At 64.0% G+C, this 26,518-nt stretch carries 19 protein-coding genes; 10 read left to right on the forward strand and 9 right to left on the reverse strand.

All coding sequences use genetic code 11. The annotated features are described in order from the left end of the window. Positions 1-24 precede the first annotated feature (24 nt). The 4 genes from Q0105_RS09375 (at position 25) to Q0105_RS09390 (ending at position 4,954) form a co-directional block, all read left to right on the forward strand. The gene (locus Q0105_RS09375; protein WP_298211064.1) at positions 25-651 is read left to right on the forward strand and encodes a thiamine pyrophosphate-dependent enzyme; all 627 of its coding nucleotides are present in this window, start codon (positions 25-27) and stop codon (positions 649-651) included. 17 nt (positions 652-668) lie between these two features. Next, entirely contained in the window at positions 669-2,282 is a 1,614-nt protein-coding gene (locus Q0105_RS09380; RefSeq protein ID WP_298211066.1) for a GMC family oxidoreductase N-terminal domain-containing protein, read from the forward strand. Between the two features lie 34 nt (positions 2,283-2,316). Next, a complete protein-coding gene (locus Q0105_RS09385) occupies positions 2,317-3,930 on the forward strand; it encodes an AMP-binding protein (RefSeq protein ID WP_298211068.1) in 1,614 nt (537 codons plus the stop codon). A 115-nt stretch (positions 3,931-4,045) separates the two neighbouring features. Continuing rightward, a complete protein-coding gene (locus Q0105_RS09390) occupies positions 4,046-4,954 on the forward strand; it encodes a tripartite tricarboxylate transporter substrate binding protein (protein ID WP_298211070.1) in 909 nt (302 codons plus the stop codon). Between the two features lie 198 nt (positions 4,955-5,152). Here the strand turns inward: Q0105_RS09390 and hrpA are convergent, their stop codons facing one another. Then, entirely contained in the window at positions 5,153-9,109 is a 3,957-nt protein-coding gene (gene hrpA, locus Q0105_RS09395) for an ATP-dependent RNA helicase HrpA (protein ID WP_298211163.1), read from the reverse strand. Positions 9,110-9,560: 451 nt separating this feature from the next. Here hrpA and Q0105_RS09400 point away from each other — a divergent pair, with 451 nt between their 5' ends. From Q0105_RS09400 to argA, 3 genes are all read left to right on the forward strand, one after another. Further along, the gene (locus Q0105_RS09400; protein WP_298211072.1) at positions 9,561-9,812 is read left to right on the forward strand and encodes a hypothetical protein; all 252 of its coding nucleotides are present in this window, start codon (positions 9,561-9,563) and stop codon (positions 9,810-9,812) included. A gap of 72 nt (positions 9,813-9,884) precedes the next feature. After that, positions 9,885-11,861, forward strand: a complete 1,977-nt coding sequence (locus tag Q0105_RS09405) for an AAA family ATPase (protein WP_298211165.1) — start codon at positions 9,885-9,887, stop codon at positions 11,859-11,861. A gap of 85 nt (positions 11,862-11,946) precedes the next feature. Further along, entirely contained in the window at positions 11,947-13,293 is a 1,347-nt protein-coding gene (argA, locus tag Q0105_RS09410; RefSeq protein WP_298211073.1) for an amino-acid N-acetyltransferase, read from the forward strand. A 154-nt stretch (positions 13,294-13,447) separates the two neighbouring features. On the opposite strand, the gene bla is transcribed toward argA, so the two are convergent. Then, the gene (bla, locus tag Q0105_RS09415) at positions 13,448-14,305 is read right to left on the reverse strand and encodes a class A beta-lactamase (protein WP_366145922.1); all 858 of its coding nucleotides are present in this window, start codon (positions 14,303-14,305) and stop codon (positions 13,448-13,450) included. A gap of 151 nt (positions 14,306-14,456) precedes the next feature. Between bla and Q0105_RS09420 the strand changes: the two genes are divergently transcribed. Beyond that, entirely contained in the window at positions 14,457-15,338 is an 882-nt protein-coding gene (locus Q0105_RS09420; RefSeq protein ID WP_298211077.1) for a LysR family transcriptional regulator, read from the forward strand. 91 nt (positions 15,339-15,429) lie between these two features. On the opposite strand, the gene Q0105_RS09425 is transcribed toward Q0105_RS09420, so the two are convergent. Together Q0105_RS09425 and Q0105_RS09430 are read right to left on the reverse strand one after the other, a co-directional pair. Next, positions 15,430-18,315 carry an EAL domain-containing protein gene (locus Q0105_RS09425; RefSeq protein WP_298211079.1) on the reverse strand — a complete coding sequence of 962 codons (2,886 nt, stop codon included), beginning with the start codon at positions 18,313-18,315 and terminating at the stop codon, positions 15,430-15,432. Positions 18,316-18,613: 298 nt separating this feature from the next. Beyond that, on the reverse strand, positions 18,614-20,245 hold the full coding sequence (locus tag Q0105_RS09430; protein WP_298211081.1) for an HD family phosphohydrolase: 1,632 nt from the start codon (positions 20,243-20,245) through the stop codon (positions 18,614-18,616). 90 nt (positions 20,246-20,335) lie between these two features. Here Q0105_RS09430 and Q0105_RS09435 point away from each other — a divergent pair, with 90 nt between their 5' ends. Further along, positions 20,336-21,295, forward strand: coding sequence for a rhodanese-related sulfurtransferase (locus Q0105_RS09435; protein ID WP_298211083.1), 960 nt, complete (start codon positions 20,336-20,338; stop codon positions 21,293-21,295). Then, positions 21,292-21,954 carry a glutathione S-transferase gene (locus tag Q0105_RS09440; protein ID WP_298211085.1) on the forward strand — a complete coding sequence of 221 codons (663 nt, stop codon included), beginning with the start codon at positions 21,292-21,294 and terminating at the stop codon, positions 21,952-21,954. Before Q0105_RS09435 ends, Q0105_RS09440 begins: the two co-directional genes overlap by 4 nt. Before the next feature lie 108 nt (positions 21,955-22,062). Here the strand turns inward: Q0105_RS09440 and Q0105_RS09445 are convergent, their stop codons facing one another. From Q0105_RS09445 to cysT, 5 genes are all read right to left on the reverse strand, one after another. After that, complete coding sequence (locus tag Q0105_RS09445) at positions 22,063-22,635, reverse strand: HdeD family acid-resistance protein (protein WP_298211087.1); 573 nt, start codon at positions 22,633-22,635, stop codon at positions 22,063-22,065. Between the two features lie 246 nt (positions 22,636-22,881). Continuing rightward, positions 22,882-23,412: a disulfide bond formation protein B gene (locus Q0105_RS09450; RefSeq protein ID WP_298211089.1), complete on the reverse strand. Its 531-nt coding sequence runs from the start codon at positions 23,410-23,412 to the stop codon at positions 22,882-22,884. A gap of 110 nt (positions 23,413-23,522) precedes the next feature. Continuing rightward, positions 23,523-24,647, reverse strand: a complete 1,125-nt coding sequence (locus Q0105_RS09455) for a sulfate ABC transporter ATP-binding protein (protein WP_298211091.1) — start codon at positions 24,645-24,647, stop codon at positions 23,523-23,525. A gap of 13 nt (positions 24,648-24,660) precedes the next feature. Further along, the gene (gene cysW, locus Q0105_RS09460; protein ID WP_298211093.1) at positions 24,661-25,563 is read right to left on the reverse strand and encodes a sulfate ABC transporter permease subunit CysW; all 903 of its coding nucleotides are present in this window, start codon (positions 25,561-25,563) and stop codon (positions 24,661-24,663) included. Beyond that, on the reverse strand, positions 25,560-26,411 hold the full coding sequence (gene cysT, locus Q0105_RS09465) for a sulfate ABC transporter permease subunit CysT (RefSeq protein ID WP_298211095.1): 852 nt from the start codon (positions 26,409-26,411) through the stop codon (positions 25,560-25,562). Before cysT ends, cysW begins: the two co-directional genes overlap by 4 nt. Positions 26,412-26,518: the final 107 nt, after the last annotated feature.

Consider the following 26,518-nt stretch of genomic DNA (forward strand, 5'->3'; position numbering starts at 1 on the left):
CACCGTCAAGAAAGAGTGAGCACCATGCACACTGAACTTCCTGCTTTCACCTTGGGCTCGGCCTGTGCCGCCCTGATCAATGCCCGCCTCGCGCACAGTCCCAAGGCGGTCTTCGTGTCCACCATGTCGGCCATGTTTGCGCTCGATGTGCTGGGCGAAACCACCCGCCGCATCGACTCCGTACCCTTGATGGGCGGTGCCGGCGGCCTGGGCCTGGGCATTGCCCTGGCGCAACCTGCTGTACCCGTGATCGTGCTCGATGGCGATGCCAGCCTGCTCATGGAGCTGGGCACGCTGGCCACCGTGGCGCACAACCACCCGCACCAATACCTGCATGTGGTCGTGAACAACGGCGTGCAGTTCAACGGCGCCACCAACTTCCCCGTGGCGGGCACCGAGCCTCAGGTCGACTTCGCGGCCATGGCCAAAGGCGCCGGCTACACGCGCGCGCGCCGCATCGACAACCACGCCGACTGGTGCGCCGCTCTGCCCGAACTGCTGGCAGCGCAAGGCAGCACCCTCATCGATCTGGAGGTTCAGCCTGACCGCCGCGTGTTTGGCGCCGAGCGCCCGCAGCCCATTCTGGCCGACCTGCAATTCATGCGTATGCGTCTGGGCGCCCGCAAACTCAAAGCCGAACTGGCCACCTGAACAAGTTGGAGTCCCTCATGAACACCGACACCTATGACTACATCGTGGTTGGATCCGGCTCCGGCGGCGCCGCGGCCGCTGCACGTCTGTCCGAATCGGGCCAGCACAGCGTGCTGCTGCTCGAAGCCGGGCCGCGTGACACCAACATATGGACCAAGATTCCGCTTGGGGTGGCCGAGGTGCTGAGCCGCGGCATCTACCTGCGCGACTTCTTCACCGAGCCTGACGCCCAACTGCACAACCGCAAGATCTACTGGCCGCGCGGCTGGGTCACCGGCGGTTCGAGCACCGTCAATGGCATGGTCTGGGTACACGGCACACCCCACCTGTTCGACGAATGGGCGGCCGACGGTTGCCCGGGCTGGTCCTACGATGCGCTGCGCCCTTGGTTCCGCAGGATCGAGAGCTTCAAAGGCGGCGACTCGGCCTACCGCGGCGCCTCGGGCCCGATGACCATCACCGAATTCCAGTCCAACAACCCGCTGGCCGACGACTTCCTCGACGCCATTGTCGAATCCAAGGTCGGCACCCGCGTCAAGGACTACAACGCCGGTGGCTTCGGTGGCTCCAGGATGCAGATGAACACGCGCAACGGCGTGCGCTGCAACACCCGCATGGCGTACCTGGACCCGGCCGAGGGCCGATCCAACCTCACGGTGCTGACCGAGACCCTGGCCACGCGCATCCGTTTTGAAGGCAAGCGCGCAGTGGGCATCGAAGCCCGCTCGGCCGGCCGCGATGTGACGCTGAATGCGCGCAAGGAGATCATCCTGTGCGGTGGCGCATTCAACACCCCGCAGCTGCTTGAGCTCTCGGGTGTGGGCCAGCGCCGCGTGCTCGAAGCCGCTGGCGTGCCGCTGGTGCACGAGCTGTCTATGGTCGGCGAAAACCTCTCCGAGCACGTCTACAGCCCCATGGCCTACCGGACCAAGCCGGGCGTGAGCTGGAACGGTGTTCTGCGCAGCCCGCTGGGCAAGATCGGCTCAGGTCTGCGCTACATCACGCGGCGCGATGGCCCGCTGACCAGCAACTCCCTGACCGCACAGGCTTTCGTGCCCGAGCAAAGTGGCGGCACCCAGGCCGACGTCAAGCTGCAGATCCAGCAGGTCTCCACCTCCAACAATCGCTCCAAGGGCAAGCTGGAAATCGACAGCCATGACGGCGTGACCATCGCCTCTTTCCAGATCCGTCCGCACTCGCGTGGCTCCAGCCACATCACCGGGCGCGATCCGGCCGCCAACCCGCGCATGCTGTCCAACCACTTCACCGACCCGCGCGACATCGATGCTTGCCTGACCGCGCTCAAGCTCTCGCGCCGCATCGCCCAGGCCGGCCCCATGGCCAAGTGGCTGATCGACGAGCAACGGCCTGGCCCCGCCTGCGCCAGTGACGAAGCCCTGGTGGACTACCTGCGCAGCACCGGCGCCACTGCCTGGCACCCGGTGGGCACCTGCCGCATCGGCAGCGACCCCGCCCAATCGGTGGTCGACCCCCAGTTGCGCGTGCATGGCCTCGAAGGGCTGCGCGTTGCCGATGGCTCAGCCATGCCCACCATTGCCTCCACCAACACCAATGCCATCTGCATCGTCATGGGCGAGCGTGTGGCCGACTTCATCCAGCAAGGCGCCTGACACGCAGCGCAGCATCAGAACAAGGAGACCCGACATGTCCAAACCCTGGAACAAGAGCTATCCCGCCCACGTCGCCACCGACATCGATGTGGCACCATTCGCCTCGCTGACGCACATGCTCGACGAAGCGCTGCAACGCCACGCCGCGCGCCCAGCCATCACCAGCCTGGGGCGCACCACCAGCTATGCTGAGCTGGATCTGATGAGCCGTCGCTTTGCGGCCTGGCTGCAAAGCCAGGGCGTGACCAAGGGCGACCGTGTAGCGCTGATGCTGCCCAATGTGCTGCCTTTTGCCGTGGTGGCGCTGGGCACACTGCGTGCCGGTGCCGTAATGGTCACCGTTAACCCGCTCTATACCGCACGCGAGTTGGCCCACCAGCTGCGTGACAGCGGTGCCGAGACGCTGGTCGTGTTCGAGGCCTTCACGCCCACCGTGGCCAAAGCGCTCGAAGAGGTGTCCGTCAAGCGTCTGGTGGTTGCGGGGACGGGCTTGGCGGGCATGCAGCCCGTGTCGTTGCCGGGGCAAATCCCGTTTGGTCAGACTCTTGTGGCAGGAGCCCTGACACCTTTCAAACCGGTGGACATCCATAACGACGATCTGGCGTTTTTGCAGTACACCGGTGGTACCACCGGCGTGAGCAAGGGCGCCATGCTGCGCCACGCCAATGTGCAGGCCAACGTGCTACAGATGAGTGAGTGGCTCAAACCCCGCCTGCCGTTGGAGTGGCTGCCGGGCAAGAGCTTCGCCACCTTCCTGCCGCTGTACCACATCTTCGCGCTGACCTTCTGCCTCTTCTATGGCCTGCGCAACGGCATGCACAACATCTTTGTGGCCAACCCGCGCGACCTGCCCGGCGCAGCGCGCGAGCTCGGTGGTCGGCCGATTCACGTGCTGCCAGGTGTCAACACCCTGTTCGGTGGCCTGGCACAGCACAAGGCCGTGCTGGATGCCATCAACCTCAAGGAATTGCGCATGTGCGTGGGCGGCGGCACCGCCGTGCAGCAGGGCGTGGCCGAGCGCTGGTTGGCCGCCACCGGTGTGCCGATCGCCGAAGGCTACGGCTTGTCGGAAACATCGCCTTGTGCCAGCGTCACCGACCCCACGGCCCAGCAATGGAGCGGCACTATCGGTTTTCCCGTGCCCAACACCGACATGGCCATCCTCGACGACGATGGACAGGAGGTAGCGGTCGGCGAGCGCGGTGAGATCGGCATTCGCGGGCCGCAGGTCATGGCGGGTTACTGGCAGCGGCCCGAGGAGACGGCCAAGGTCATGACCGTCGACGGTTACTTCAAGACCGGCGACGTGGGCGTCATGGACTCCAGCGGTGCATTCAAGATCGTCGACCGCAAGAAGGACATGATCCTGGTCAGCGGCTTCAACGTGTTCCCCAATGAGATCGAGGATGTGGTCTCCACGTTACCCGGCGTTCTGGAAAGTGCTGCGATTGGCGTGCCCGACCAGAAGAGCGGCGAATCGGTCAAGCTTTTCGTGGTCAAGTCCGATCCCGCTCTGACGGTGGAGCGCGTCCTTGAGCATTGCAAGCAGAACCTCACCGCCTACAAGAACCCTCGTCACATCGAGTTCATCGACGCGCTGCCCAAGTCCACTGTGGGCAAGGTGCTGCGCCGCGAACTGCGCGCCTGAGTTCCTTTAATTCAAATCACACTAGGAGACAAGCATGAACAAAACCCAACTTCAGATTTCTCGCCGCCAACTGCTGCAGACCAGCACAGCGCTGCTAGGGCTTTCCGCCACTGGCATGGTCCTGGCGCAGGAGAAATTCCCGTCCCATCCCGTGAGGATCATCGTGCCGTTGCCAGCAGGCGGCGTTGCGGATGCAGCCACCCGCTGGCTCACGCAAACCATGCAGCCTACTTTTGGCCAGCCGCTTATCGTCGACAACAAACCCGGTGGCAGTTTTGTGGTGGGTATGGGTGCACTTTCAAGCGCGCCGGCAGATGGTTACACCGTCATCCATGTCAACTCAGCCTTTCTCTCGGCGCAGGCCCTGTTCAGCAAGTTTGATGTGTTCAAGCAACTCGTGCCGATTGCAGGCCTGGGCGAGACGGACGAGACCATGTGCATGAGTCAGAATCCGAATTTCAAGAATGCCAAAGAGCTGATTGCCTATGGCCGCGCCAACCCCGGCAAGCTGTCTTATGTAACGCCTGGCTATGGCACCCTCGAACATCTGGCCGCCTACAATTTTTGCAAGCTCAATGGCATCAACGCCGTGGCCATTCCCATGAAAGGTGGCCCTGATGCAGCCCGAGCACTGATCCAGGGCGAGGGCGACTTTGGTGTGGTGCCCCTGCCGCTGATCAGTCAATTCGCAAACACCGGTAAGCTCATTCCTTTGTTTGTATTGAACACCAAGCGCAACCCCACCTTGCCTGATCTGCCAACGTATGACGAAGCCGGTGTAAAAGCCACGCGCTGCACCATCTGGGGCGGCCTGTGCGCACCGGCGGGCACCCCTGCTGTAGCTCTGGCCTATCTGCAGAAAACGGTGCTAGAGGCGGCCGGCAACCCGGTCCTGCAACGCAAGATGGTCGGTGCGGGCATGGTGCCTGCAGCCATGGCGCCCGAAGTCTTTGCCAAGATGATGCACGACGACTACGAGTGGATCGCCAAGGCCATCAAAGACGCTGACATTAAGATTTCTTGAGCGTTGGCTGAACACCCTCCCTTTGTGCGAGGAAGGGTGTTCTTGCAATTTAAGAACCATGACAGCCACGGTTCATAAAAATTCATGGCTGCAATCTAGTCGAACCCGTACGTTCAACCGGAAGTTGCTCATGGCTACTCCCGCTGCAAAGCCGCTTGCCACGCCCGCAACCCGGCCCACCCTCCACCCCCCGTCGCATCAGCTATTCACCTGCGCCCACAGCTTATCCAGCCGCTTCACACTCACCGGCTGCGGCGTGCGCAGTTCTTGCGCGAAGAAGCTCACGCGCAGTTCTTCCAGCAGCCAGCGCAGCTCCTGCATGCGTGCGTCCACAGCGCCCTTGCGTTCGGCCACCAGGCGCCAGTAGCGCTGCTCTTGCGGGCGCAGCTCGGCCAGTTTGGCGGCGTCGCGGGCGGGATCGGCGCGGTATTTGTCCAGCCGCAGGGTGATGGCCTTGAGGTAGCGGGCGTAGTGGGCCAGTTGCGTCCACGGGGCGGCAGCAATGAAGTTCTTGGACACCAGGCGTTGCAGTTGCTGTTGCGCATCTTGCGTGGCTTCGGGCGCGTTTTTGGTGTCCTTGATCTTGCGGGCGGCCGCCGCGTATTCGATGAGGATGGTGCCCGCCAGGCGCGCGACCTCGTTGGCGATGAGCGTGAGTCGGCCCCTGCCCTCTTCCACGCGGCGCTTGAAGGCGAACTCGTCGGTGGGCAGCGGGTCGAGCAAAAAGGCACGGTCCAGCGCCACGTCGATGATCTGGGTGCGCAGCTCTTCTTGTGTACCCAGGGGCATGTAGGCCACGGCCATCTTCTGCAGGTCGGGGATGTTCTTTTCGAGGTACCTGAGTGCGTCTTTGATCTGCAACGCAAACAGGCGGCGCAAGCCCGCGCGGTGTTTGGCGACGGCTACCTCGGGCTCGTCGAAAACTTCGATGGTCACGGCGTCGCCGCCGTCGATGAGTGCAGGGAAGCCGATCAGCGTCTGCCCGGCCTTCCTGATTTCCATCAGCTCGGGCAGCTCGCCAAACGTCCAGGTGGTGTAGCGCTGGCCTGCGGGGGCCTGTGGCGTGGTGCTGACCGGTTTAACGGGCTGTGCTGCACCATTTACTCCTGATTTGATAGCTGCTTGCGCTTTACCATCAAGCGCTGGATGCACTTTTGATTCAGATTTTTCACCTTCTGCCGCCGCACCACTGAGTTTGAGGCCCGCCAGCGCCTGGAATGCCCCGCGCGCCTTGGCGCCCCATTCGGCCTTGAGCGCGCCCAGGTTGCGGCCGTGGCCCAGTTGGCGGCCATGTTCATCGACCACGCGGAAGTTCATGAACAGGTGGGGGCTGAGCATGTCGAGCTTGAAGTCAGCGCGTTTCACGTCGAGCGAGGTCTCGTCGCGCACCTGCTTGAGCAACACATCCGTCAGGCTGCCCGTGCCAAAACGCTCGGGTGCGCCCAGCAGCCCCGCCAGGCGCGTGGCCGACTCGGGCAGTGGCACAAAACGGCTGCGCGGGCGCTGGTGCAGGCTTTTGAGCAGGGCCTGGATCTTGTCCTTGAGCATACCGGGCACCAGCCATTCGCAGCGTTCGTCGCTCACCTGATTGAGCACGAAGAGCGGAATGGTCACGGTGATGCCGTCGCGCGCGTCGCCAGGCTCGTGCAGGTAGCTGGCGGCGCAATCCACCCCGCCCAGGCGCACCGTGCGCGGAAACGCGTTGGTGGTGATGCCTGCGGCCTCGTGGCGCATCAGCTCGTCGCGGGTGAGCTTGAGCAGGTCGGGCTGCTTTTTACTTTCATCCCGATACCAGGCCTCAAAGCTGTGGCCGCTGCACACCTCGGGCGGCAGTTGCTGGTCATAAAAAGCATAGATGAGTTCGTCGTCCACCAGCACGTCTTGCCTGCGCGACTTGTGCTCCAGCTCTTCGACCTTGGCAATGAGCTTTTGGTTGGCGGCCAGAAACGGCAGCTTGGTCTCCCAGTTGCCGCCCACCAGCGCTTCGCGGATGAAAATTTCGCGCGCTGAGTGCGGGTCTACCTTGCCGAAGTTCACGCGGCGGTTGTTGTAGACCACGATGCCGTAGAGCGTGGCACGCTCCAGCGCCACCACTTCGGCGGACTTTTTCTCCCAATGCGGGTCCAGCAGTTGCTTCTTGAGCAGGTGCCCGCCCATCTGCTCCAGCCACTGCGGCTCGATGGCCGCAATGCCCCGGCCGAACAGGCGCGTGGTTTCCACGAGTTCCGACGCGATGATCCAGCGCCCGGGCTTTTTGTTCAGGTGGGCGCCGGGGTGTTTGTAGAACTTGATGCCGCGTGCGCCCAGGTACCAGTCTTCTTCATCGCCCTTGGCACCCACATTGCCCAGCAGTCCCGCCAGCATGGCCAGGTGCAACTGTTCGTAGCTGGCGGGCTGGGTGTTGATCTGCCACTTGTGCTCGGTCACCACCGTGAGCAGTTGGGTGTGGATGTCGCGCCACTCGCGCAGGCGGCGGATGCTGATGAAGTTCTGGCGCAGCAATTGCTCGTACTGGCGGTTGCTGAGCTTGTGGGTAGCGGCGGGCACGGCTGCGGGTGCCGATGCAGCCACGGGCGCACCGCCGCGCCGCTCCACCGGCAGATAGGCCTGCGAAGGCGCCTTCTGCGCGGCCATGGCCTTTTGCGCGCGGGCCGACGGCAGGCTGGGCGCGCCACCCCGGGCCTCGTTGATCCACTTCCACAGCTTGAGGTAGCCGCTGAACTCGCTCTTGTCGTCGTCGAACTTGGCGTGGGCCTGGTCGGCCTGCTGCTGGGCCTCCATAGGCCGGTCGCGCACGTCCTGCACACTCAAAGCGCTGGCAATCACCAGCACTTCGTCGAGCGCCTTGCGGTCGCGCGCTTCCAGAATCATGCGGCCCACGCGGGGGTCGAGTGGCAGGCGCGACAGCTCCACGCCCATGGGGGTCAGCTCGTTGGCGTCGTCCACCGCACCCAGCTCGGCCAGCAGTTGGTAGCCATCGGCAATGGCGCGACCCGAGGGCGCTTCGATGAAGGGGAACTGCACCACATCGCCCAGGTGCAGCGACTTCATGCGCAGGATGACGCCTGCGAGCGAGCTGCGCAGAATTTCGGGGTCGGTAAAACGCGAGCGGCTGTTGAAGTCGGCCTCGTCATACAGGCGAATGCAGATGCCATTGGCCACGCGCCCGCAACGGCCCGCGCGCTGGTTGGCGGCGGCCTGGCTGATGGGCTCCACCAGCAGCTGCTCCACCTTGCTACGAAAACTGTAGCGCTTGACGCGCGCCGTACCAGCGTCAACCACATAGCGGATGCCAGGCACGGTGAGCGAGGTTTCGGCCACATTGGTGGCCAGCACAATGCGCCGGCCCGTGTGGCCGTCAAAGATGCGGTCCTGCTCGGCTTGCGACAGGCGCGCAAACAGCGGCAGCACCTCTGCGTTGCGCATCACGGGTTGGTGCGACAGGTGCTTGCGCAGGTGGTCGGCGGCCTCGCGGATCTCGCGCTCGCCGGGCAGAAAGACGAGGATGTCGCCCGCCGCATTGCCTTGCCAGAGTTCATCCACGCCATCGGCAATGGCTTCGTTCAGGCCATAGTCGCGGCTTTCTTCAAACGGGCGGTAGCGCTGCTCCACCGGAAAGGTGCGCCCCGACACCATGATGACGGGCGCTGGGCCTTTGACGCTCTCGAAGTGCTTGGCAAACCGGTCTGCATCGATGGTGGCCGAGGTGACGATGACCTTGAGGTCGGGCCTGCGCGGCAGGATCTGGCGGATGTAGCCCAGCAGAAAATCGATGTTCAGGCTGCGCTCGTGTGCCTCGTCGATGATGATGGTGTCGTAATTCTTGAGCAGCGGGTCGGTCTGCGTCTCGGCCAGCAAGATGCCGTCGGTCATCAGCTTGACGGACGCATCGCGCGAGAGGCGGTCCTGGAACCGTACCTTGAAGCCCACCACATCACCCAGCGGGGTTTTCAGCTCCTCGGCAATGCGCTTGGCCACGCTGCTGGCCGCGATGCGGCGCGGCTGGGTGTGTCCGATCAGTTGCCCTTTTTGGCCGGGCTTGGCATTGCACTTGCCACGGCCCAGTGCCAGCGCAATCTTGGGCAACTGCGTGGTCTTGCCCGACCCCGTTTCACCACACACGATGATGACCTGGTGCTTCTCGATCGCGGCCATGATCTCGTCGCGCTTGCCCGACACAGGCAGGGATTCGGGGAACTCGATGGTGAAAGCGCGGCGGGACGACGGGGAAGGAGAAGGCTCTGGCGGCCGCTGATCGGGAGAAGACATGGGGCGCAATTATCGGGCCGCGCTGTGCGTTTGGCGCGACAGATGGGCGCTTTAACCCTTGTGCGCGCTTGCCATGCGCTGCACACATCGCCAAAATTGCGCCTTCTTCCTTTCGGCACCTAAGCACTGGCCACATTGGCCGCCCCGAAAGAAAGCACTGGAGGTCCATCCCATGTCGGTTTCGTATTTCACACCCGCCTGACCACAGTCCACCGCCCCGGCTGGACTGTGCATTCGCAGCAAGTCCAGCCACGGCAAAAAGCACCCGCGCACCTAACTGACGCGCGCTCCGCAAGCCCTGGCTCCTTCGCCGGGGTTTTTTGTTTGTGGAGTGCACATGAGTGCCAAAAAACTGTCTCGGGCCTACGCCCAGGGTGAAATCAAAAAGCTGCGCCGCATGAAGCAGCCCCTGGTGCTACGGCTCGAAGCCTCGGGCCCGCCCCGAAACCCTGTGGCCGCCGCGCTGGCCCAGCGCAGCCTGTCGAGTGCGGCAGGCAAGCACATCCGAACCCGTGGGGCCCAGCGCCGCGCGGACAACGTCGCCCTGCGCAAGGCGATACAGACATCCCGCTTCACCGAAAACGACTGAAGCCAACGAGTAAAAACCATGGACCTTTCAACCCTTCAAGACAACACGCCGCACGAGCGGCACACGCTGACCATGGCGCACCGCGAGCTGCTGGCCCAGCGCCAGCAGGCACTGGCGCTGGCCGCCACGCAGCTCAAGGCCGAGCTGTTTGGCATTGACGACGTGATCGACCGCGTGATCGATGCCATCCGCGCCTGGTATGTGCTGCCAGAGCTCATTACCCGGCCCGTCATCGTCTGCCTGTGGGGTCTCACCGGCACCGGCAAGACGCAGCTTACGCGGCGCCTGGCGCAGTTGCTGGGCTTTTACGACCGCTTTGTGGAAGTGCAGATGGACGGTTTCAGCCACGGCGCAAGCTACCGCAGCTCGTCCATCTCGGGCATGCTGGGCGACTCCGGCATCCACGAGGGCGCACCGGGCATGCTGGTGCTGGACGAGTTCCAGCGCTTTCGCACCATCGACCGCAAGGGCGAGGACGTGAAAGTCGAGCGCTACCAGGACGTGTGGACGCTGCTCTCCGACGGGCGCTTGCCGCCCGCTTTGAGCGCCCTCACCAACATCGAGCGCAAGCTGGCCGACGCACATTACGAAGCCGAACGGGCCGACGACAACGAGGACGAGCGCGCAGGCAAGAAGCCCTATCGCTTTCAGCTCGACGCCTGGGACGCGCTGGAGCTCAAGCGCATGCTCAAGCTCTCGGAGCCCCTGGCCGAGATCATGCAGTGGCCGCCCGCACAGGTGCAGACGCTGTTCACGCGGTTCCAGCAGTCGCTGTCGTCGTGGGAGACCGACTACAGCAAGCTGCTGGTGTTTGTCTGCGGCAACCTTGACGAGATGTACCACGAGACCGCCCAGCGCGTGGAAGACTGCGACACCGATGCCGACATCTTCCACCGCCTCACACGCAAGCTCTCGCTCATCGATGTGAAGAAGGCACTGGGCGAGCGTTTCAAACCCGAGCAGATCGCCCGCCTGGGCAACGAGCATGTGATCTATCCCTCGTTCAACAAGGCCACGTACGAACAGCTCATCCGCAACTTGTGTGCGCGGTATTGCAACGACATTGCCGCCCAGTGCGGCGTGCAGTTCGCCATCGGGCAGGACGTGCACGATGAGCTGTATGCCAACGCAGTGTTCCCCGCACAGGGCACGCGGCCGCTGTTTTCGTCGGTGCACGCCATCCTGAGCGCCAACCTGGTCAACGCAGCGCTGTGGGTGCTGGAGCAACAGTTGCCGCTGGCGCAGAGCTTTGGCATCACGCTGGCAGCAGACAAGCGCCACCTGCTGGTGCGCGGCACCAACGCCCAGGGCGAGGTACAGCAGGCACAGTTTGCCGTCACGCTGGAGCTCAACCGCATCAAACAGCGCGCCAATGCCGACTTTCGCGCGCTGCTGGCGGTGCACGAAGCGGGCCACGGGCTCGTTTATTGCCTGCTGTTCGGCCAAGCCCCGCAAGAGGTGAAGATCAACATCGCCTCGTTCGAAGGCGGCTACAACAGCTTTGCAGGGCTCAAGGTCACCACCCGGCAGAACGCGCTGGACATGATGTGCGTAGGCCTGGCGGGCCGCGTGGCCGAAGAGCTGGTGTTTGGCGAAATGGCCTGCACCACCGGGGCCGAGCAGGACTACAAGCAGGTCACGGCCGAAGCTGCGCGCTACATCCGCCACCATGGCTTTGGCACACGCCTGTCCCGCACGGACGTGACGGTGGAGCTGGACAACCACCTCAACACCGACGTGGAACCCAGCAACGCTGCCATCGAGCAACTGCTGCAGTCCCAATACCAGCGCGCCAGCGCCCTGCTGCGCCAGCACCGTGGCGCCCTCACCCGCTTGGTGGAGGCTTTGACGGACCACGGCATGATCGCCCAGCCCGAGATGCAGGCGCTGATGGCCCAAAGTGGTGTGGCCATTGCGGTGGCAACCCATGCGGGGCCTGATGAAACCCTGATCCTGGAGCCTTTTGCGGCCCGGCTGGCGGCGTTTCAGCAACAAACCGGGGGCGAACCTGCGCAAGCCCCAGACAGCGAAAGCCCTGCATGCTTATGATGCGCGACTTGGCGGCCCCGCGTAGCCGCCTGCTGTTGACCGTTTTTCCCACGCTCCAAGGCCACTCCACCGCTCTCCACCGCCCATGTCCGCCGTTTTCAATTTCACCTTCGTCCCCTGGTTCCGCTCGGTGGCGCCCTATATCCACAAGTTCCGCAACCAGACCTTTGTGATCGGGCTCACGGGTGAGGGCATTGCGGCGGGCAAGCTGCACCACATTGCGCAGGACTTGGCCATGATCCAGGCCATGGGCGTGAAGATCGTGCTGGTGCACGGCTTTCGCCCACAAGTGAACGAGCAGTTGGCGGCCAAAGGGCATGCAGCAAAGTATTCGCACGGCATCCGCATCACCGACTCGGTAGCGCTTGACTGCGCGCAAGAGGCCGCCGGGCAGTTGCGCTACGAGATCGAGGCCGCCTTCAGCCAGGGCCTGCCCAACACGCCCATGGCGGGCGCCACGGTGCGCGTGATCTCGGGCAACTTCCTCACGGCCCGGCCCGTGGGCATTGTGGATGGCGTGGATTTTCAGCACTCGGGCCTGGTGCGCAAGGTGGACGTGGCGGGTATCCGCCAGACGCTGGACATGGGCGCGCTGGTGCTGCTGTCTCCGTTCGGCTTCTCGCCCACGGGCGAGGCCTTCAACCTCGCCATGGAAGAGGTGGCCACCAGCGTGGCCATTGAGCTGCGCGCCGACAAGCTGATCTTCTTGACCGAGGTGCCCGGCATCCGCATGCAGCCGGGCGAGCCCGATGGTGAGGACAACCCCATCGACACCGAGCTGCCGCTGGCCGCAGCCCAGGCCCTGCTGGCCACGCTGCCCACCGCGCAGCACCCCACCGACACGGGCTTTTACCTGCAGCACTGCGTGAAGGCCTGCAAGGCGGGCGTGGAGCGCAGCCACATCCTGCCGTTTGCGGTGGATGGCTCGCTGCTGCTGGAGGTGTACGTGCACGACGGCATCGGCACCATGGTGATCGACGAAAAGCTCGAAGAGCTGCGCGAGGCCACCATCGACGACGTGGGCGGCATCCTGCAGCTGATTGAGCCGTTCGAGAAGGACGGCACGCTGGTCAAGCGCGACCGCACCGAGATCGAGCGCGACATCGCCACCTACACCATCATCGAACATGACGGCGTGATCTTCGGCTGCGCGGCGCTCTACCCCTACCCCGAGGCCAAGACGGCCGAGATGGCCGCCGTGACCGTGTCGCCGCAAAGCCAGGGCACGGGCGACGGCGAAAAACTGCTCAAGCGCATCGAACAGCGCGCGCGGATTCTGGGGCTCACCAGCATCTTCGTGCTGACCACGCGCACCATGCACTGGTTCATCAAGCGCGGTTTTCAGCCGGTGGACCCGGACTGGCTGCCCGATGCGCGCAAACGCAAGTACAACTGGGACCGGCGCAGCCAGGTGCTGGTCAAGAAGCTCTGAAGAACCGGACTCTGAGACCACACAGCCGTTCGGGCTGAGCCTGTCGAAGCCAGGGCTTGCCGCGTGCGTGCAAGGCTTCGACAGGCTCAGCCCGAACGGTTTGGGGGCGGCCACCAACCAAGGCCCGCACCAGGTCAACACCCCCGCAGGCAGGCTACCCCTGGCGCGCCGCAGCCACAGCCCGCGCCACCTGCGCAATGGCCGCATCGCGCTGCTCCGGCTTGGCAGCAGACCGCGTGAGGTAGCAAGTCACCAGCACCGGGGCGCCACCGGTCGGAGGCCACAGCACCGCCACATCATTGGCCGTGCCGCTGTCGCTGGCCGTGCCTGTCTTGTCCCCCACCTTCCAGCCCGGCACGCCCGCGCGCAGGCGCTTGTCGCCGGTGCTGGTCTCCACCAACCAGCGCTGCAGCCACGCGCGCGAGGTGGCGGTGAGCACATCGCCCAGCACCAGCTTTCGCAGGGTCAACAGCATGGCCAGCGGCGTGGTGGTGTCGCGCGGGTCGCCCACCTTGGCTTGGTTGAGCGCGGGTTCGTTGCGGTCCAGCCGCGTGATGCCGTCGCCCAGTGATCGCACAAAGGCCGTGAACCCGGCCGGGCCGCCGTGGCGCGCCAGCAGCAGGTTGGCGGCGGTGTTGTCGCTCAGGCTCACGGTGGCGGCACACAGCTCGCCCACCGTCAGGCCGCCCCCATCGCCTGCGCGGGGGCCGCTCACGGGCGAATACGCCACCACGTCTGCCGCCGCGTAGTGCACGCGGGCGTCCAGTCGCTCTTTGCCCTGGTCCACCAGCGCCAGCATCCAACCGGCCAACACGGCCTTGAAGGTGCTGGCCATGGCAAAACGCTCGTCCTGGCGCCAGCCCAGCGCCAGGCCCGAGCCGGTGTCCAGCATGGCCACGCCCAGGCGGCCCTGGGCGGTGCGTTCGATACCAGCCAGGGTGTCATTCCACTGGCGAGCCGTTGCGTCCTGGTTTGCTGCCTTGCTGGCAGCCGCACAACCCCAAAGAGGCATGGCGGTGACGGCCATCAAACCCAAGGAAAACTGTCGTCTTTGCATAAGAGATGAAGAGATGAAGGGACAAGTAGAACCAAGGCCCGAACGATACGGAGATCAAGCCCCAAGCACCATCGACAATAATTGCCGCCAGCCCCCAGAAAAACTTATGCATCTACCGCTCAATGCCCTGCGCGCATTCGAAGCCTCGGCACGCCACCTGAACCTCACGCGTGCGGCCGAGGAGTTGCACGTGACCCAGACCGCCGTGAGCCAGCACATCCGCAAGCTTGAAGACCGCCTGGGCAAGCCGCTGTTCCGCCGCCTGCCGCGCGGCCTGGCGTTGACGGACGAGGGGCAAGCGCTGCTGCCGGTGGTGGCGGAGTCGTTCGCCAGCCTGGCACGCGCCCTGGAAAAACTGGGCGACACCCGCCCGCGCGAGGTGCTCACCATAGGCGCCGTGGGCACTTTTACCGTGGGCTGGCTGCTGCCCCGGCTGCGCGGCTTTCAAGAGGCCTGCCCTTTTGTGGACCTGCGCCTCTTCACGCACAACAATCGGGTGGACATGGCGGGCGAAGGGCTGGACTTCGCGATCCGTTTTGGCGATGGCGCCTGGCATGGCACCCATGCCGAGCACGTCATGGACGCACCCATGTCGGTGATGTGCACCCCGGCCTTGGCCCACGGCCTGCACACGGCGGCCGATTTGGCGCGGCAACCGCTGCTGCGCAGCTACCGCACCGATGAATGGGCCGCATGGTTCGAGGCCGCAGGCGCCGCCTGCCCTGTGGTGCGCGGTGCGGTGTTCGACTCATCCCTTACCTTGGCCGAGGCGGCAGCCCAGGGCGCAGGCGTGGCGCTGCTGCCGGTGCGCATGTTCACGCGCGAACTGCGCCAGGGCCGGCTGGTACAGCCTTTCGCGCAAGAGCTGCACCGGGGCGCCTACTGGCTCACGCGGCTGCAGTCGCGGCCCGCCACCGGGGCCATGGCCGCCTTCCGAGACTGGCTCATGGTGCAAGCCAGGGCGGAGGAGAGCACTGGCGGTATTTGATAGAAACTGGGCTCCAGCGCTTATCCATCAAGCGCTAAAAACTATCAAATTAATAGCAAACAAAGATTGCCACTGGTGCCAGCACAAGTCTCTACGCCGTGGGGACGGCCAGCGCTGGATGTTCGGCCTGCGGCTGGTCCAGGTGGTAGCCCTGCACCATGTCCACGCCCAGCGTTTTGAGCATGTCCCAGATCTCCTGGCTCTCGACGAACTCGGCCACCGTGCGCTTGCCCAGGCCACGGGCCACGTCGATGATGGCGCGGACAAACACCTGGTTGTCTTGCTCGCGCGTGAGATTGCGGATGAACATCCCGTCGATCTTCAGCACGTCCACCTTCAAGTGCTTGAGGTAGGCAAAGGACGCGAATCCCGTGCCGAAGTCATCCAGGCACACCTGGCACCCGGTGCGGTGCAGCGCGTCGATGAAGCGCTCCGCATCGCGCAGGTCGGACACGGCCGAGGTTTCTGTCAGCTCCACCAGCAGGCGCTGGGGGTCCACGCCCGCCTCTTGCAATTGCTCGGCGATGTAGGCGGGAAGGCTGGGGTCGTCAAACGAGCGCGCCGAAAGATTGATCGCCAGCGCCGGAAGATGGGGCAGCGCGCCCAGCATGCCAATGCTCTTGCGCACCACCCAGCGGTCGATCTCCAAAATCTTGCCGCTTTTCTCGGCGTAGCCGATGAACTGCCGGGGCGCGATCAACTGGGTCGTATCGGCCTCGTCCAGCATGCGTATCAGCACCTCCAGATGGGCCAGTTTGCCTGATGCTGCGTCATACACACCTTGGCAGTGCAGGCGAAAGAGATCCCGTTCGATGGCCCTGGAGATGCGGTCGTTCCACGTCAGGCGCGTGATCATTTCCTGCGACGCATTGTGATCGGACCGATAAACGGACCAGCAGTTTTTGCCCAGGTGCTTGGCCTGGTACATCGCCGCATCCGCATGGGCCACGAGGTCTTCGGCATTGTCGGCATGCAGCGGCGCCATGGCGATGCCCAGGCTCGTGGTCAGCCTCAGGCTCTGGCCTTCGATGCAGAACGGCTCCTGTGAAATGGCGCGCACGATGCGCTCGGCCAGGTGCTGCGCGTCCTCCACAGAGGCCTCGGGCATGAGCACCGCGAACTCGTCGCCGCCCAACCGGCTCAGGGTTTCCGTCTGGCGCACAAGTGCCTGGACGTTGTCGGCAACACGCACGAGCACCGAGTCGCCCGCACGGTGGCCGAACGTGTCGTTGATGGCCTTGAACTCGTCCAAATCAAAGAACAGCAAGGCACCCGTGCGGGCATGCCGCGCCTGGCCCCTGAAGAAGCGCAGCAGCTCGTCCTCGAACCGTCGCCGGTTGTACAGACCCGTGAGGGAGTCGCGCTCGGCCAGATAGATCAACTGAGCGGCCGTCTGGCGCTCGCGCGTCACGTCCTCGTGAATCCAGAGCCTTCCGATGCAGCGCCTGTCGCTGTCGTGCACGGGATGCGAGGCGAGCAACAGGGTCCGCCCGTCGCTCACCTCCATCTCAAGCCGACTGAACAAATCTGGCTTCAACTGCACCTCGCGCGCATGGCTCGCGATGGCCTTGGAAGACGCGGTCCCATGGCCCACCGCGTCAAAGATTTCGTTGGCCGGGCGACCGACAAACAATGCCCCATCGCCTTGTATGCGCCAGATCTTCAGAAACGCGGGATTGCAGTACGTCACCAGGTTCTCAGCAGTGACGAAGAGGATGCCCATGTTCATGGCGCCAAGCAGCGCAAAAAGGCGGGCGCGCTCTTCTTCCAGGCTCACCATGGTGTGGCGCCGCTCGTCCACCTCAGCCTGCAGGGCCTGTGCATGCGCGGCCGCCATGGCGCGCTTTTGGACAAGCTCGGACACCATCTCGTCAAAAGCCTTGGCCAGGCGGCCCAGTTCGTCCGCAGTGCCCAGGGCCACGGGCTTAGGCGTCTTGCCCTGGCCCAGGGTATCGACGGCCTCCGTCAGGCGCAGCAGCGGGCGGGCCACCAGCCTGTTCACCAGCCGGCGCATCGACCACAACACGGGCACCAAGCCCAGCACGCCGATGGCGCACAGGCCCAACAGCCCCCACATCACCATGCCATGCACCCGCGACTGCGGCAGCAGATAGACGTGGTACCAGCCCGGCCCCCGGATGCGCGACCACGCCACCCACTGCATGCCGTCCGGGCTCAGGCCCGCGCCATGGTCGGTGCCCGCGTCCGTCACCATGCGGTGCACCTGTGCAAGCAAAGGGTCCTTGAGGCTCGCCACCTGAAGCTGGCCGTCCGCAGCAGCAATGCGGTCTCGCAGATCGGGGTGGGAGATCAGGTCGCCGTTGGCGCTCAGAATCAGTTGCACGCCCTCCTTGTCACGGCTGGCCGCCACGGCTTCGATCAGGGTTTCGACGGACAGGTCGTGCCCTATCGTCCCAACCCAGCGCCCCTGCCAGTCCAGCGGCTTGATGACCGACACCATCCAGGCCTTGGCCTGCTGGTCGAAATACACCGGCGTCCAGAACAGGCGCCGCACGGGGTTGCGCAAGGGGTCCGATCCGCGCATGGTGGGGTAGTCGGCATTGCTGGCGTCTGCGGTGGCCCCGCCGCCCCAGTCGATGCCGCGCGCATAAACCATCAGCCCGTCTTCCAGAAAATCCATGTAGGCCGAGAAGAACGGTGGCGCCAGTGCGGGGCCCCGCTCCTTCAGAAGGTCGTAGCTGACGACTGCGCGCAACCGGGTGGATTCATCCGGCCCGTCGGGGCCGTGGTGCAGATACAGCGTAGGCGCATTGACCGGGTCCGTTTTGTCCGGCCGCAGCCGCCACAGCCCGTCCTGACCGCGCGCAAAAAGTACATCAAAGCGCCGCAATGCCGCCTGGGTATCAACGCTGCGCAGCCGCACCAACAGATCCTGCTGCACCTGCCGGACGCTCTGCTCCGCCTGCACGAACAGCCCCTCCACAGCCTGTGCGCGCAGCGCCACCGTTTGGCCCATGACGAGCGGCACGACCCGATCGGCGACCCCCCTCATTGCCACGTAGCCGAGCAGCGAGAGGAGGATCACCAACGCAAGAAACAACCCCCATATGGACAGGGAGAGTCTGTGGATCACTGAAGTGCGAAACCGGGAGGTCAGCAAGCGGGTCCTTCGAGAACGGTCGTGGCACGGGTTTGGCAAATACCCAAAACGTTTCTATATGTTAATTGAGCCAGACAGAGAACGCGCGTCGCCCATGCATCATTCTGTGGTGGCCGGTCTGCAGACCCTCTGGAGCATGCCACCCGCAGCACGTTTACACGAAGCCGAGCGCCCCGATGTCCACCGTATCCACCTGTTCCGCCTCCAGAAACTCCAGCCCGTAGCGCATGTACACCCCTTCACGCACAAACACCTCGAACAGGTCGGGGTCGATGTGCCCGTTGTCCCGCATCCGGCACATGATGGCCAACGCCTGCGACAAAGCCATTCCGCTTTTGTAGGGCCGGTCTGCCGCCGTCAGCGCCTCGAAGATATCGGCAATGCCCATCATGCGCGCCTGCACCGACATCTGTTCGCGCGTGAGGCCACGCGGGTAGCCCTTGCCATCCATGCGCTCATGGTGGCCGCCCGCGTATTCGGGCACGTTCTTCAGGTGCCGGGGCCAGGGCAGTGTCTCCAGCATCTTGATGGTGGCGACGATGTGGTAGTTGATGGTGTCGCGCTCGGCCTGGGTCAGCGTGCCTGCGCGGATGGTGAGGTTCTCCACCTCCTCGGCCGTCAGAAAACTGGTCTGCACGCCTTGGGGGTTGCGCCAGCGCCGCATGGTGGCGATGTCACGCACGCGCTGCTGGTCTTCGGCCCGCATCGCCTCGGTGCCCCCGTTGCAGCGGCGCAGAAAGTCGCGGTCGTCCTCCAGGCCCTGAATCTCTTGCTGCAGGCCCTGCAGCTCTTGCCCCTCAGCGCGCGGACTGACCACCGGGCGCAGCGCCAACTGGCGGCGCAGCGCGGCCAGTTCGGCGTCGCGCTTGAGCACCTCAAAGCGCGTGTCCAGCAAACCGATGCGATCGAAAATCGTCTGCAGCTTGGTGGCCTTGTCCACCACATGCACGGGCGTGGTGATCTTGCCGCAGTCGTGCAGCAGCCCCGCCATTTTCAGCTCATAGTGGTCGCGGTCGCTCATGCTGAACGACGCCAGCGGGCCCTCTGTGGTGGCGTTCACCGCCTCCGCCAACATCATGGTGAGGGCTGGAACGCGCTGGCAGTGGCCACCGGTGTAGGGCGATTTTTCGTCGATGGCCAGGTTGATGAGGTTCACGAACGACTCGAACAGACGCTCCAGTTGCGTAATGAGCAGCCGGTTGGTCAGCGCAATCGCTGCCTGCGAGGCCAGCGACTCCGCCAGGCTCTGGTCCGCCTGCGAGAACGTGGTCACCTCGCCCGTCTCAGGGTCGCGCGCATTGATGAGCTGCAGCACACCGATCAGTTCGCGGTCATGGTTCTTCATCGGCACCGTGAGGAACGACTGCGACCGGTAGCCCGTGCGTGCATCAAAATCGCGCGTGCCCGAAAAATCAAACCCCGCAGCGCCATACGCATCAGCAATGTTCACCGTGCAGTCGTGAATGGCCGCGTGCGCAGCCACCAGCGAGTCGTTGGGCGCGCCATCGGCTGTGCGCAAGGGCAGCAGCGGCAGGTCGATAGGCTTGCCCGTGGTACCCCCCAGGCGAATGCTCAACGAGTCGGTGCGCAGGATCTCGAACTTGAGGGCGGACTGGTCCTCCGTCACGCTGTAGAGCGTGCCGCCATCCGCGCAAGTGATGGTCTTGGCGGCCTCCAGGATGTTCTCCAGCAGTCGGTCGATGTCGCGTTCGCGCGAGAGCGCCGCACCGATGCCATTGAGCTGTTCGAGCCTGCGGAACAGATGGAGAGTGGATTCCTTGCTCATGCGACCACCTTGGATACAGCGTTGGCGACCCCGCATCGTAACGAAAGGCGACGCTTATCATCACTCTTTTCCTTTCAACTCGCCCATTTCGTGGACCCGGTCACCCCCCGCTTTCTCACCGCAGCCCTCTACCAGTTCGTGGATCTGCCAGACTTTGCCGCGTTACAAGGGCCTTTGCAGTCACTGTGCGATGCCCACGGCGTGCGCGGCATGCTGCTGCTGGCGCCCGAAGGCATCAACGGCACCATCGCAGGCGAGCCCAGTGGCGTGTACGCGGTGCTGGCCTGGCTGCGCAGCGATGCCCGTTTTGCTGCCCTGCAGCACAAAGAGGCGCACGCAGAGCGCATGCCGTTTTACCGCATGCGCGTGCGGCTCAAGCGCGAGATCGTCACCCTGGGCGTACCGGGCCTGAACCCCGCGCGCAATGCGGGCACCTATGTGAAGCCCGAAGACTGGAACGCGCTGATTGACGACCCCGGCGTGGTGGTGGTGGACACACGCAACGACTATGAGGTGGGCATCGGTACTTTCGAGCGCGCCATCAACCCGCACACCCAAAGCTTTGCGGAGTTTCCCGCCTGGGTGGCGCAGCAATCGCAACCGGGCGGCGCGCTGGCAGGCAAGCCGCGCGTGGCCATGTTCTGCACCGGCGGCATCCGCTGCGAAAAATCCACCGCCTTCCTCAAGTCACAGGGGTTCGATGAGGTGTACCACCTCGAAGGCGGCATCCTCAAATACCTGGAAACCGTGCCCGAGCAGAACAGCCGCTGGCATGGCGACTGTTTTGTGTTCGACGAGCGCGTGTCTGTCGGCCACGGCCTGGCGCCGGGCCACCACCAACTCTGCCGATCCTGCCGCATGCCGCTGGGCGAGGCGGAACTGGCGTCGCCCCATTACGTGCGGGGTGTGAGCTGCTCGTTTTGCCACGGCACCCGCACGCCTGAGCAGGAGCGCGCCCTGGCGGAGCGTGAACGGCAGATGCAGCTGGCAGCACAGCGTGGCGAAGAACATATCGGGGCACGCCAACCCGGCGCACCGCGCAAGCCATGACCGCCCTGCCCGTTCTCTATTCCTTCCGCCGCTGCCCCTACGCCATGCGCGCCCGACTGGCCCTGGCAGTGAGCGGCCAGGCCTGCGAACTGCGCGAAGTGGTGCTCAAAAACAAGCCGCAGGGGCTCCTGCAGGCCTCGCCCAAGGCCGCAGTGCCCGTGCTGGTGCTGCCAGGCGGTCAGGTGCTGGAGCAAAGCCTGGAGATCATGCTGTGGGCGCTGGCGCAGCGCGACCCGGAAGGCTGGCTCACGCCGAGCCAGGGCAACTTGGAAGAGATGCTGGCATGGATCGCAGAATGCGATGGCCCCTTCAAGCAAGCGCTGGACCGGTGCAAGTACCCGAATCGTTATCCCGATGCAGACATCGACGCAGAACGCGCAAAGGCAGTGGCCTGGCTGAGCGCGTTGGACGAACGGCTATCCATCCAGCCCTATTTGTTCGGCACCCACGCAACGCTGGCCGACATGGCGATTGCGCCCTTTGTGCGCCAGTTTGCGGGCATTGATGCGGGTTGGTGGGCGGCACAGCCGTGGCCTCGTTTGCAGGCCTGGCTGGCGCAATGGGTGGCTGCACCACTGTTTGCCGACGTGATGCACAAGCTGCCTGCGTGGGTTGATGGAACACAAGGGGTGGTATTTCCGTTGCGCGCAGACAATTAGAGCTGCCAACAAAACCCGTCTGACGTCGTGTCCGCGTCTTGCCGTGGCACTCGCACTGCTTGCGGCGTGGCGACCAGGGCGTGACGCGGTGAGAGGCTCATCGCGCCTTTACGCGCTGGCGGCCCGGCTTCCGAATTTGCGCGCCTTGAAAGCCAGCATCACGAGGAGAATGCCGAAGAAGATGGCGTAGGCAGCAATCAACCAAAGCACGGCAAGGGCACCCGCTCCCGGCTGCGCCACGAGGAGAATGCCGAACACGACAGAAGCGAGCCCGCCAAGGATGAGCCACCACTCACCCTCGATCTCTTTGCGCAGGCGTATTGCGGCCACGATCTGGAGCACACCCGTGGCAATCGCCCAGATCGCTATGTAGAACAAAAGCACCAGTGCGGTAACCCCGGGGGCGGCGAAAGTCAGCCCCCCGGCACCGATACCCAGCAGCCCCCACAGAAGCAGCACCCACCAGGACTCATGCTCCTTGCGCCCTGCAATGGCGGCCCAGACACCGAGAATGCCATCCGCCAAGGCATAGACCCCGAAAAGTATCACCAGCGCGCCGAGCGAGATTCCCGGCAGAACCCAGGTAAGAACACCGAATGCGATCGCGGCCAAGCCGCGCAGCAGAAGCACCCACCAGGTGTTATGGAGAATGGCGGCCATTTTGTTCTCGACGAGATTCATGGTTATTCCCTCCTTACGGGTCTATGGTTAACAGTTGATTAACTTCGATGCCATCGGCAATTTACCGGACATGCCATTCTGCCTATTGGGTGGCAAGGCTCATTCACGAAAAAGAAACTATTTGCAATCACCATTGGCTGCAAAGAGCGGTTTTAATGAACTAATCAATATCACACAGTCATCACTGTCCGCCCAAAAACAAAAGGCGCTCCGAAGAGCGCCTTGTATCAGTCCGGGCCAAAAGCATCAAGCCATCGAGTAGCCCGATCCCCCCCGGTTACCACCTTTCAACGCTCGCACCAGCAGCGCCAGCAGCACTACCGCAAACCCCACAAAACAAACAAACGACCAGTTGGCAATCGAGCCGCCCAGAAACGTCCAGTCGATCGCCGTGCAGTCGCCCGAGCCCCGGAAAATCATGGGAATGGCGCGGCTTAGGGAATAGTTTTCGATCATTCCGTAGAAGTCACGGCCACAGGTAGCGATTTCAGGGGGATACCACTGCAGCCAGCTTTGGCGGGCAGCCACGAAGGCGCCGAAGCCCGAGGCGGCCAGGGCCAGCACAGCCCAGCTCATCCACCAACCTTTTTTGGCCCTGACGCTTGCCAGGCCTGTAAAGATCGCTACACCAATGAGAGCATAGCGCTGCACGATGCACATGGGGCATGGCTCCAAGCCCACCGCGTACTGCAGGTACATGCCAAACGCCAGCATGGCCACGCAGGCTGCGCTGATGAGCGCGAGGGTGCGGCGGGGCGCCGCAGTCAACCAATTCATTCCTTCTTCCTCATTCTCAATAGCCATGGCCCACAAAACCGCCACGCCCTATGCCAGTCCACCGAGTATGTCCCCCTCAGTGGGGAAGACGCACAGCGGCTCAGGGGGAGTCAAATTCCAGCGGCGTGATCCAGAAAAACGCGAGCGCGGCGTGGTGTGACCACCAGCGTTTCGCCCTCTTTGAAGCCCATTTCCTTGAACTGCTGCGCAGGGATCTGCGCTTCGATCAAGGGGTCTGGGGACGCATTGTCCGCTGGTTTGTGATCCTGGGTCGGAATAAGTTCCAGGCGCGCAATCGGCCCCACCACGATGGCACGGCTCAGTTGGGCAACGATGCCACGGGGGCGGCCTTCGGCGTCCAGGCCCGCACCGGGGGAGTAGCGCTCCACGTCCAGGTCGTGCGGGCGCACGTAGGCAAAGGCCTTGGCGTTTTGCGCCTGGCTGTGCTCGGGCGAGTCAAGCTGCATGCCCTCCAAATGCACCAGGCCTTCGTGGGCGCGGCCGTGGAACAGGTTCACGTCGCCCAAAAAGCCATAGACAAACGGGCTGGCGGGCTGGTCCCACACCTGCTGGGGCGAGCCGCTTTGCTCGATGCGGCCCTGGTTGATCACCACCACGCGGTCGGCCACTTCCAGCGCTTCTTCCTGGTCGTGGGTCACGAAGATGCTGGTCACATGCAGCTCGTCGTGCAGGCGGCGCAGCCAGCGGCGCAGTTCCTTGCGCACCTTGGCATCGAGCGCGCCGAAGGGCTCGTCCAGCAGCAGCACCTTGGGCTCCACCGCCAGGGCGCGGGCCAGGGCAATGCGCTGGCGCTGGCCCCCCGAAAGCTGCGAGGGGTAGCGGTCGGCCAGCCAATCGAGCTGCACGAGCTTGAGCAGGTCCATCACCTTCTGTTTGATCTGCGCCTCGCTCGGGCGCTCGCTACGAGGCTTCACGCGCAGGCCGAAGGCGACGTTCTCGAACACCGTCATGTGGCGAAACAGCGCGTAGTGCTGGAACACAAAGCCCACGTTGCGCTCGCGCACGTGCACGTCGGTGGTGTCTTCGCCGCTGAAGTGGATGGTGCCCACGTCGGCGGTTTCCAGCCCCGCGATGATGCGCAAGAGCGTGGTCTTGCCGCAGCCCGAGGGGCCGAGCAGCGCGATGAGTTCACCCGATGCGATGTCCAGGCTCACGTCGCGCAGGGCCTGGAAGTCGCCGAACTGCTTGCTGACGTTACGGATTTCAATGCTCATGTTCTTTTTTCCTTCACACGCCAGCGGGCGCGGGGCGTTCTGGCGGCAATTCGGCGGCAGCCTTCTGCGCCTGCTCGTTGCGGTGTTCGGCTATGGTCTTGATGACCAGCGTGACCAAGGCCAACAAGGCCAGCAGCGATGCCGCCGCGAACGCCGCCACCGACTGGTATTCGTTGTAGAGAATCTCGACGTGCAGCGGGATGGTGTTGGTCTGGCCCCGGATGTGGCCCGACACCACCGACACCGCGCCGAACTCACCCATGGCCCGCGCGTTGCACAGGATCACGCCGTACAGCAAACCCCACTTGATGTTGGGCAAGGTCACATACCAAAAGGTCTGCCAGCCGGTAGCGCCCAGCACGATGGCGGCCTGCTCCTCGTCATTGCCCTGGGCTTGCATCAGCGGGATCAGTTCGCGGGCGATGAAGGGGAAGGTCACGAACACCGTGGCCAGCACGATGCCGGGGATGGCAAAGATGATCTTGATGTCGTGCTCGGCCAGCCAGGGGCCGAACCAGCCCTGCGCGCCAAACATCAACACATAAATCAGGCCCGCCACCACGGGCGATACCGAGAACGGCAGGTCCACCAGCGTGGTCAAAAACGCCTTGCCCCTGAACTCGTATTTGGCGATGCACCAGGCGGCCGCTACGCCGAACACCAGGTTCAGCGGCACGGCGATGAGTGCGGTGATCAGCGTGAGCTTGATGGCCGACCAGGCATCGGGCTCGCGCAGGCCTTCCAGATACGCGCCAAAGCCCTTGCGCAGCGCCTCTGCAAACACAGCGGCCAGCGGCAGCACCAAAAACAGCAGCATGAAGGCCAGCGCAACGCCGATAAGCGTGTAGCGCACCCAGGGTGCCTCGGTGGTGCCTGCTCGCGCGCGGCGCACGGTGCGGGAATTGGCGCCGCTCATGCTGGCGCCCCCGCGTGGCGTCGCTGCCAGGCCTGCAGCGCGTTGATGATGAGCAGCAGGATGAAGGAGATGATCAGCATCACCACCGCCACGGCCGTGGCGCCCGCGTAGTCGTATTGCTCGAGCTTGCCAATGATGATGAGCGGCGTGATTTCAGAAACCATGGGCATGTTGCCAGCGATGAAGATGACCGAACCGTATTCACCCACCGCACGCGCGAACGCCATGGCAAAGCCGGTGAGCAGCGCGGGGGTGATGGAGGGCAGGATGACCTTGGTAAAGGTTTGCAGGCGCGTGGCGCCCAGGCAGGTGGCGGCTTCTTCGAGCTCTTTTTCGGCGTCTTCCAGCACGGGCTGCACAGTGCGCACCACAAACGGCAGGCCGATGAAGATGAGCGCAATCACAATGCCCGCAGGCTTGAACGCCAACTGGATGCCCATGGGCTCCAGGATGCTGCCGACCCAGCCATTGCCGGCCAGCAGCGCAGTGAGCGAGATGCCCGCCACCGCGGTAGGCAGTGCAAATGGCAGGTCCACCAGCGCATCGACGATCTTCTTGCCGGGGAACTTGTAGCGCACCAGCACCCAGGCGATCAGCAGGCCAAACACCAGGTTGACCAGCGCCGCCAGAAACGAGGCCCCAAAGGTAAGCCGGTACGAGGCCAACACACGTGGTGCGCTGATGGCGGCCCAGAACTGCTCCCAGGTGAGAGTAAAGGTTTTGAAGATCAGTGCCGACAACGGGATCAGCACGATGATGCTCAGGTAGAACAGCGTGTAGCCCAGCGTGAGGCCAAAGCCGGGCAGCACCCGTTTAGGGCCCCGGCGGGCACCTTGGTTGTTATTCATAGGAAGCTATTTATTGCACACCGCCGACAGAAACTGGCGCGCCCCAAGCAAAGACCGCCGCGCTGGCGGTGTCCCCCTTCCCGAATTGCGCAGTCATTCGAGAGAAG

It is taken from the genome of Acidovorax sp. (genome assembly GCF_027492855.1).
GTDB lineage: Bacteria > Pseudomonadota > Gammaproteobacteria > Burkholderiales > Burkholderiaceae_C > Acidovorax.

Coding starts and splice junctions, on each gene's coding strand:
- Q0105_RS09405 (WP_298211165.1), top strand. CDS start 9,885: ATGGCGCACCGCGAGCTGCTGGCCCAGCGCCAGCAGGCACTGGCGCTG.
- argA (WP_298211073.1), top strand. CDS start 11,947: ATGTCCGCCGTTTTCAATTTCACCTTCGTCCCCTGGTTCCGCTCGGTG.
- Q0105_RS09440 (WP_298211085.1), top strand. CDS start 21,292: ATGACCGCCCTGCCCGTTCTCTATTCCTTCCGCCGCTGCCCCTACGCC.
- Q0105_RS09445 (WP_298211087.1), bottom strand. CDS start 22,635: ATGAATCTCGTCGAGAACAAAATGGCCGCCATTCTCCATAACACCTGG.
- Q0105_RS09380 (WP_298211066.1), top strand. CDS start 669: ATGAACACCGACACCTATGACTACATCGTGGTTGGATCCGGCTCCGGC.
- Q0105_RS09455 (WP_298211091.1), bottom strand. CDS start 24,647: ATGAGCATTGAAATCCGTAACGTCAGCAAGCAGTTCGGCGACTTCCAG.
- Q0105_RS09390 (WP_298211070.1), top strand. CDS start 4,046: ATGGTCCTGGCGCAGGAGAAATTCCCGTCCCATCCCGTGAGGATCATC.
- Q0105_RS09430 (WP_298211081.1), bottom strand. CDS start 20,245: ATGAGCAAGGAATCCACTCTCCATCTGTTCCGCAGGCTCGAACAGCTC.
- bla (WP_366145922.1), bottom strand. CDS start 14,305: ATGCCTCTTTGGGGTTGTGCGGCTGCCAGCAAGGCAGCAAACCAGGAC.
- Q0105_RS09420 (WP_298211077.1), top strand. CDS start 14,457: ATGCATCTACCGCTCAATGCCCTGCGCGCATTCGAAGCCTCGGCACGC.
- Q0105_RS09425 (WP_298211079.1), bottom strand. CDS start 18,315: ATGGGCCAAACGGTGGCGCTGCGCGCACAGGCTGTGGAGGGGCTGTTC.
- cysW (WP_298211093.1), bottom strand. CDS start 25,563: ATGAGCGGCGCCAATTCCCGCACCGTGCGCCGCGCGCGAGCAGGCACC.
- Q0105_RS09385 (WP_298211068.1), top strand. CDS start 2,317: ATGTCCAAACCCTGGAACAAGAGCTATCCCGCCCACGTCGCCACCGAC.
- cysT (WP_298211095.1), bottom strand. CDS start 26,411: ATGAATAACAACCAAGGTGCCCGCCGGGGCCCTAAACGGGTGCTGCCC.
- Q0105_RS09400 (WP_298211072.1), top strand. CDS start 9,561: ATGAGTGCCAAAAAACTGTCTCGGGCCTACGCCCAGGGTGAAATCAAA.
- Q0105_RS09450 (WP_298211089.1), bottom strand. CDS start 23,412: ATGAATTGGTTGACTGCGGCGCCCCGCCGCACCCTCGCGCTCATCAGC.
- hrpA (WP_298211163.1), bottom strand. CDS start 9,109: ATGGCCGCGATCGAGAAGCACCAGGTCATCATCGTGTGTGGTGAAACG.
- Q0105_RS09375 (WP_298211064.1), top strand. CDS start 25: ATGCACACTGAACTTCCTGCTTTCACCTTGGGCTCGGCCTGTGCCGCC.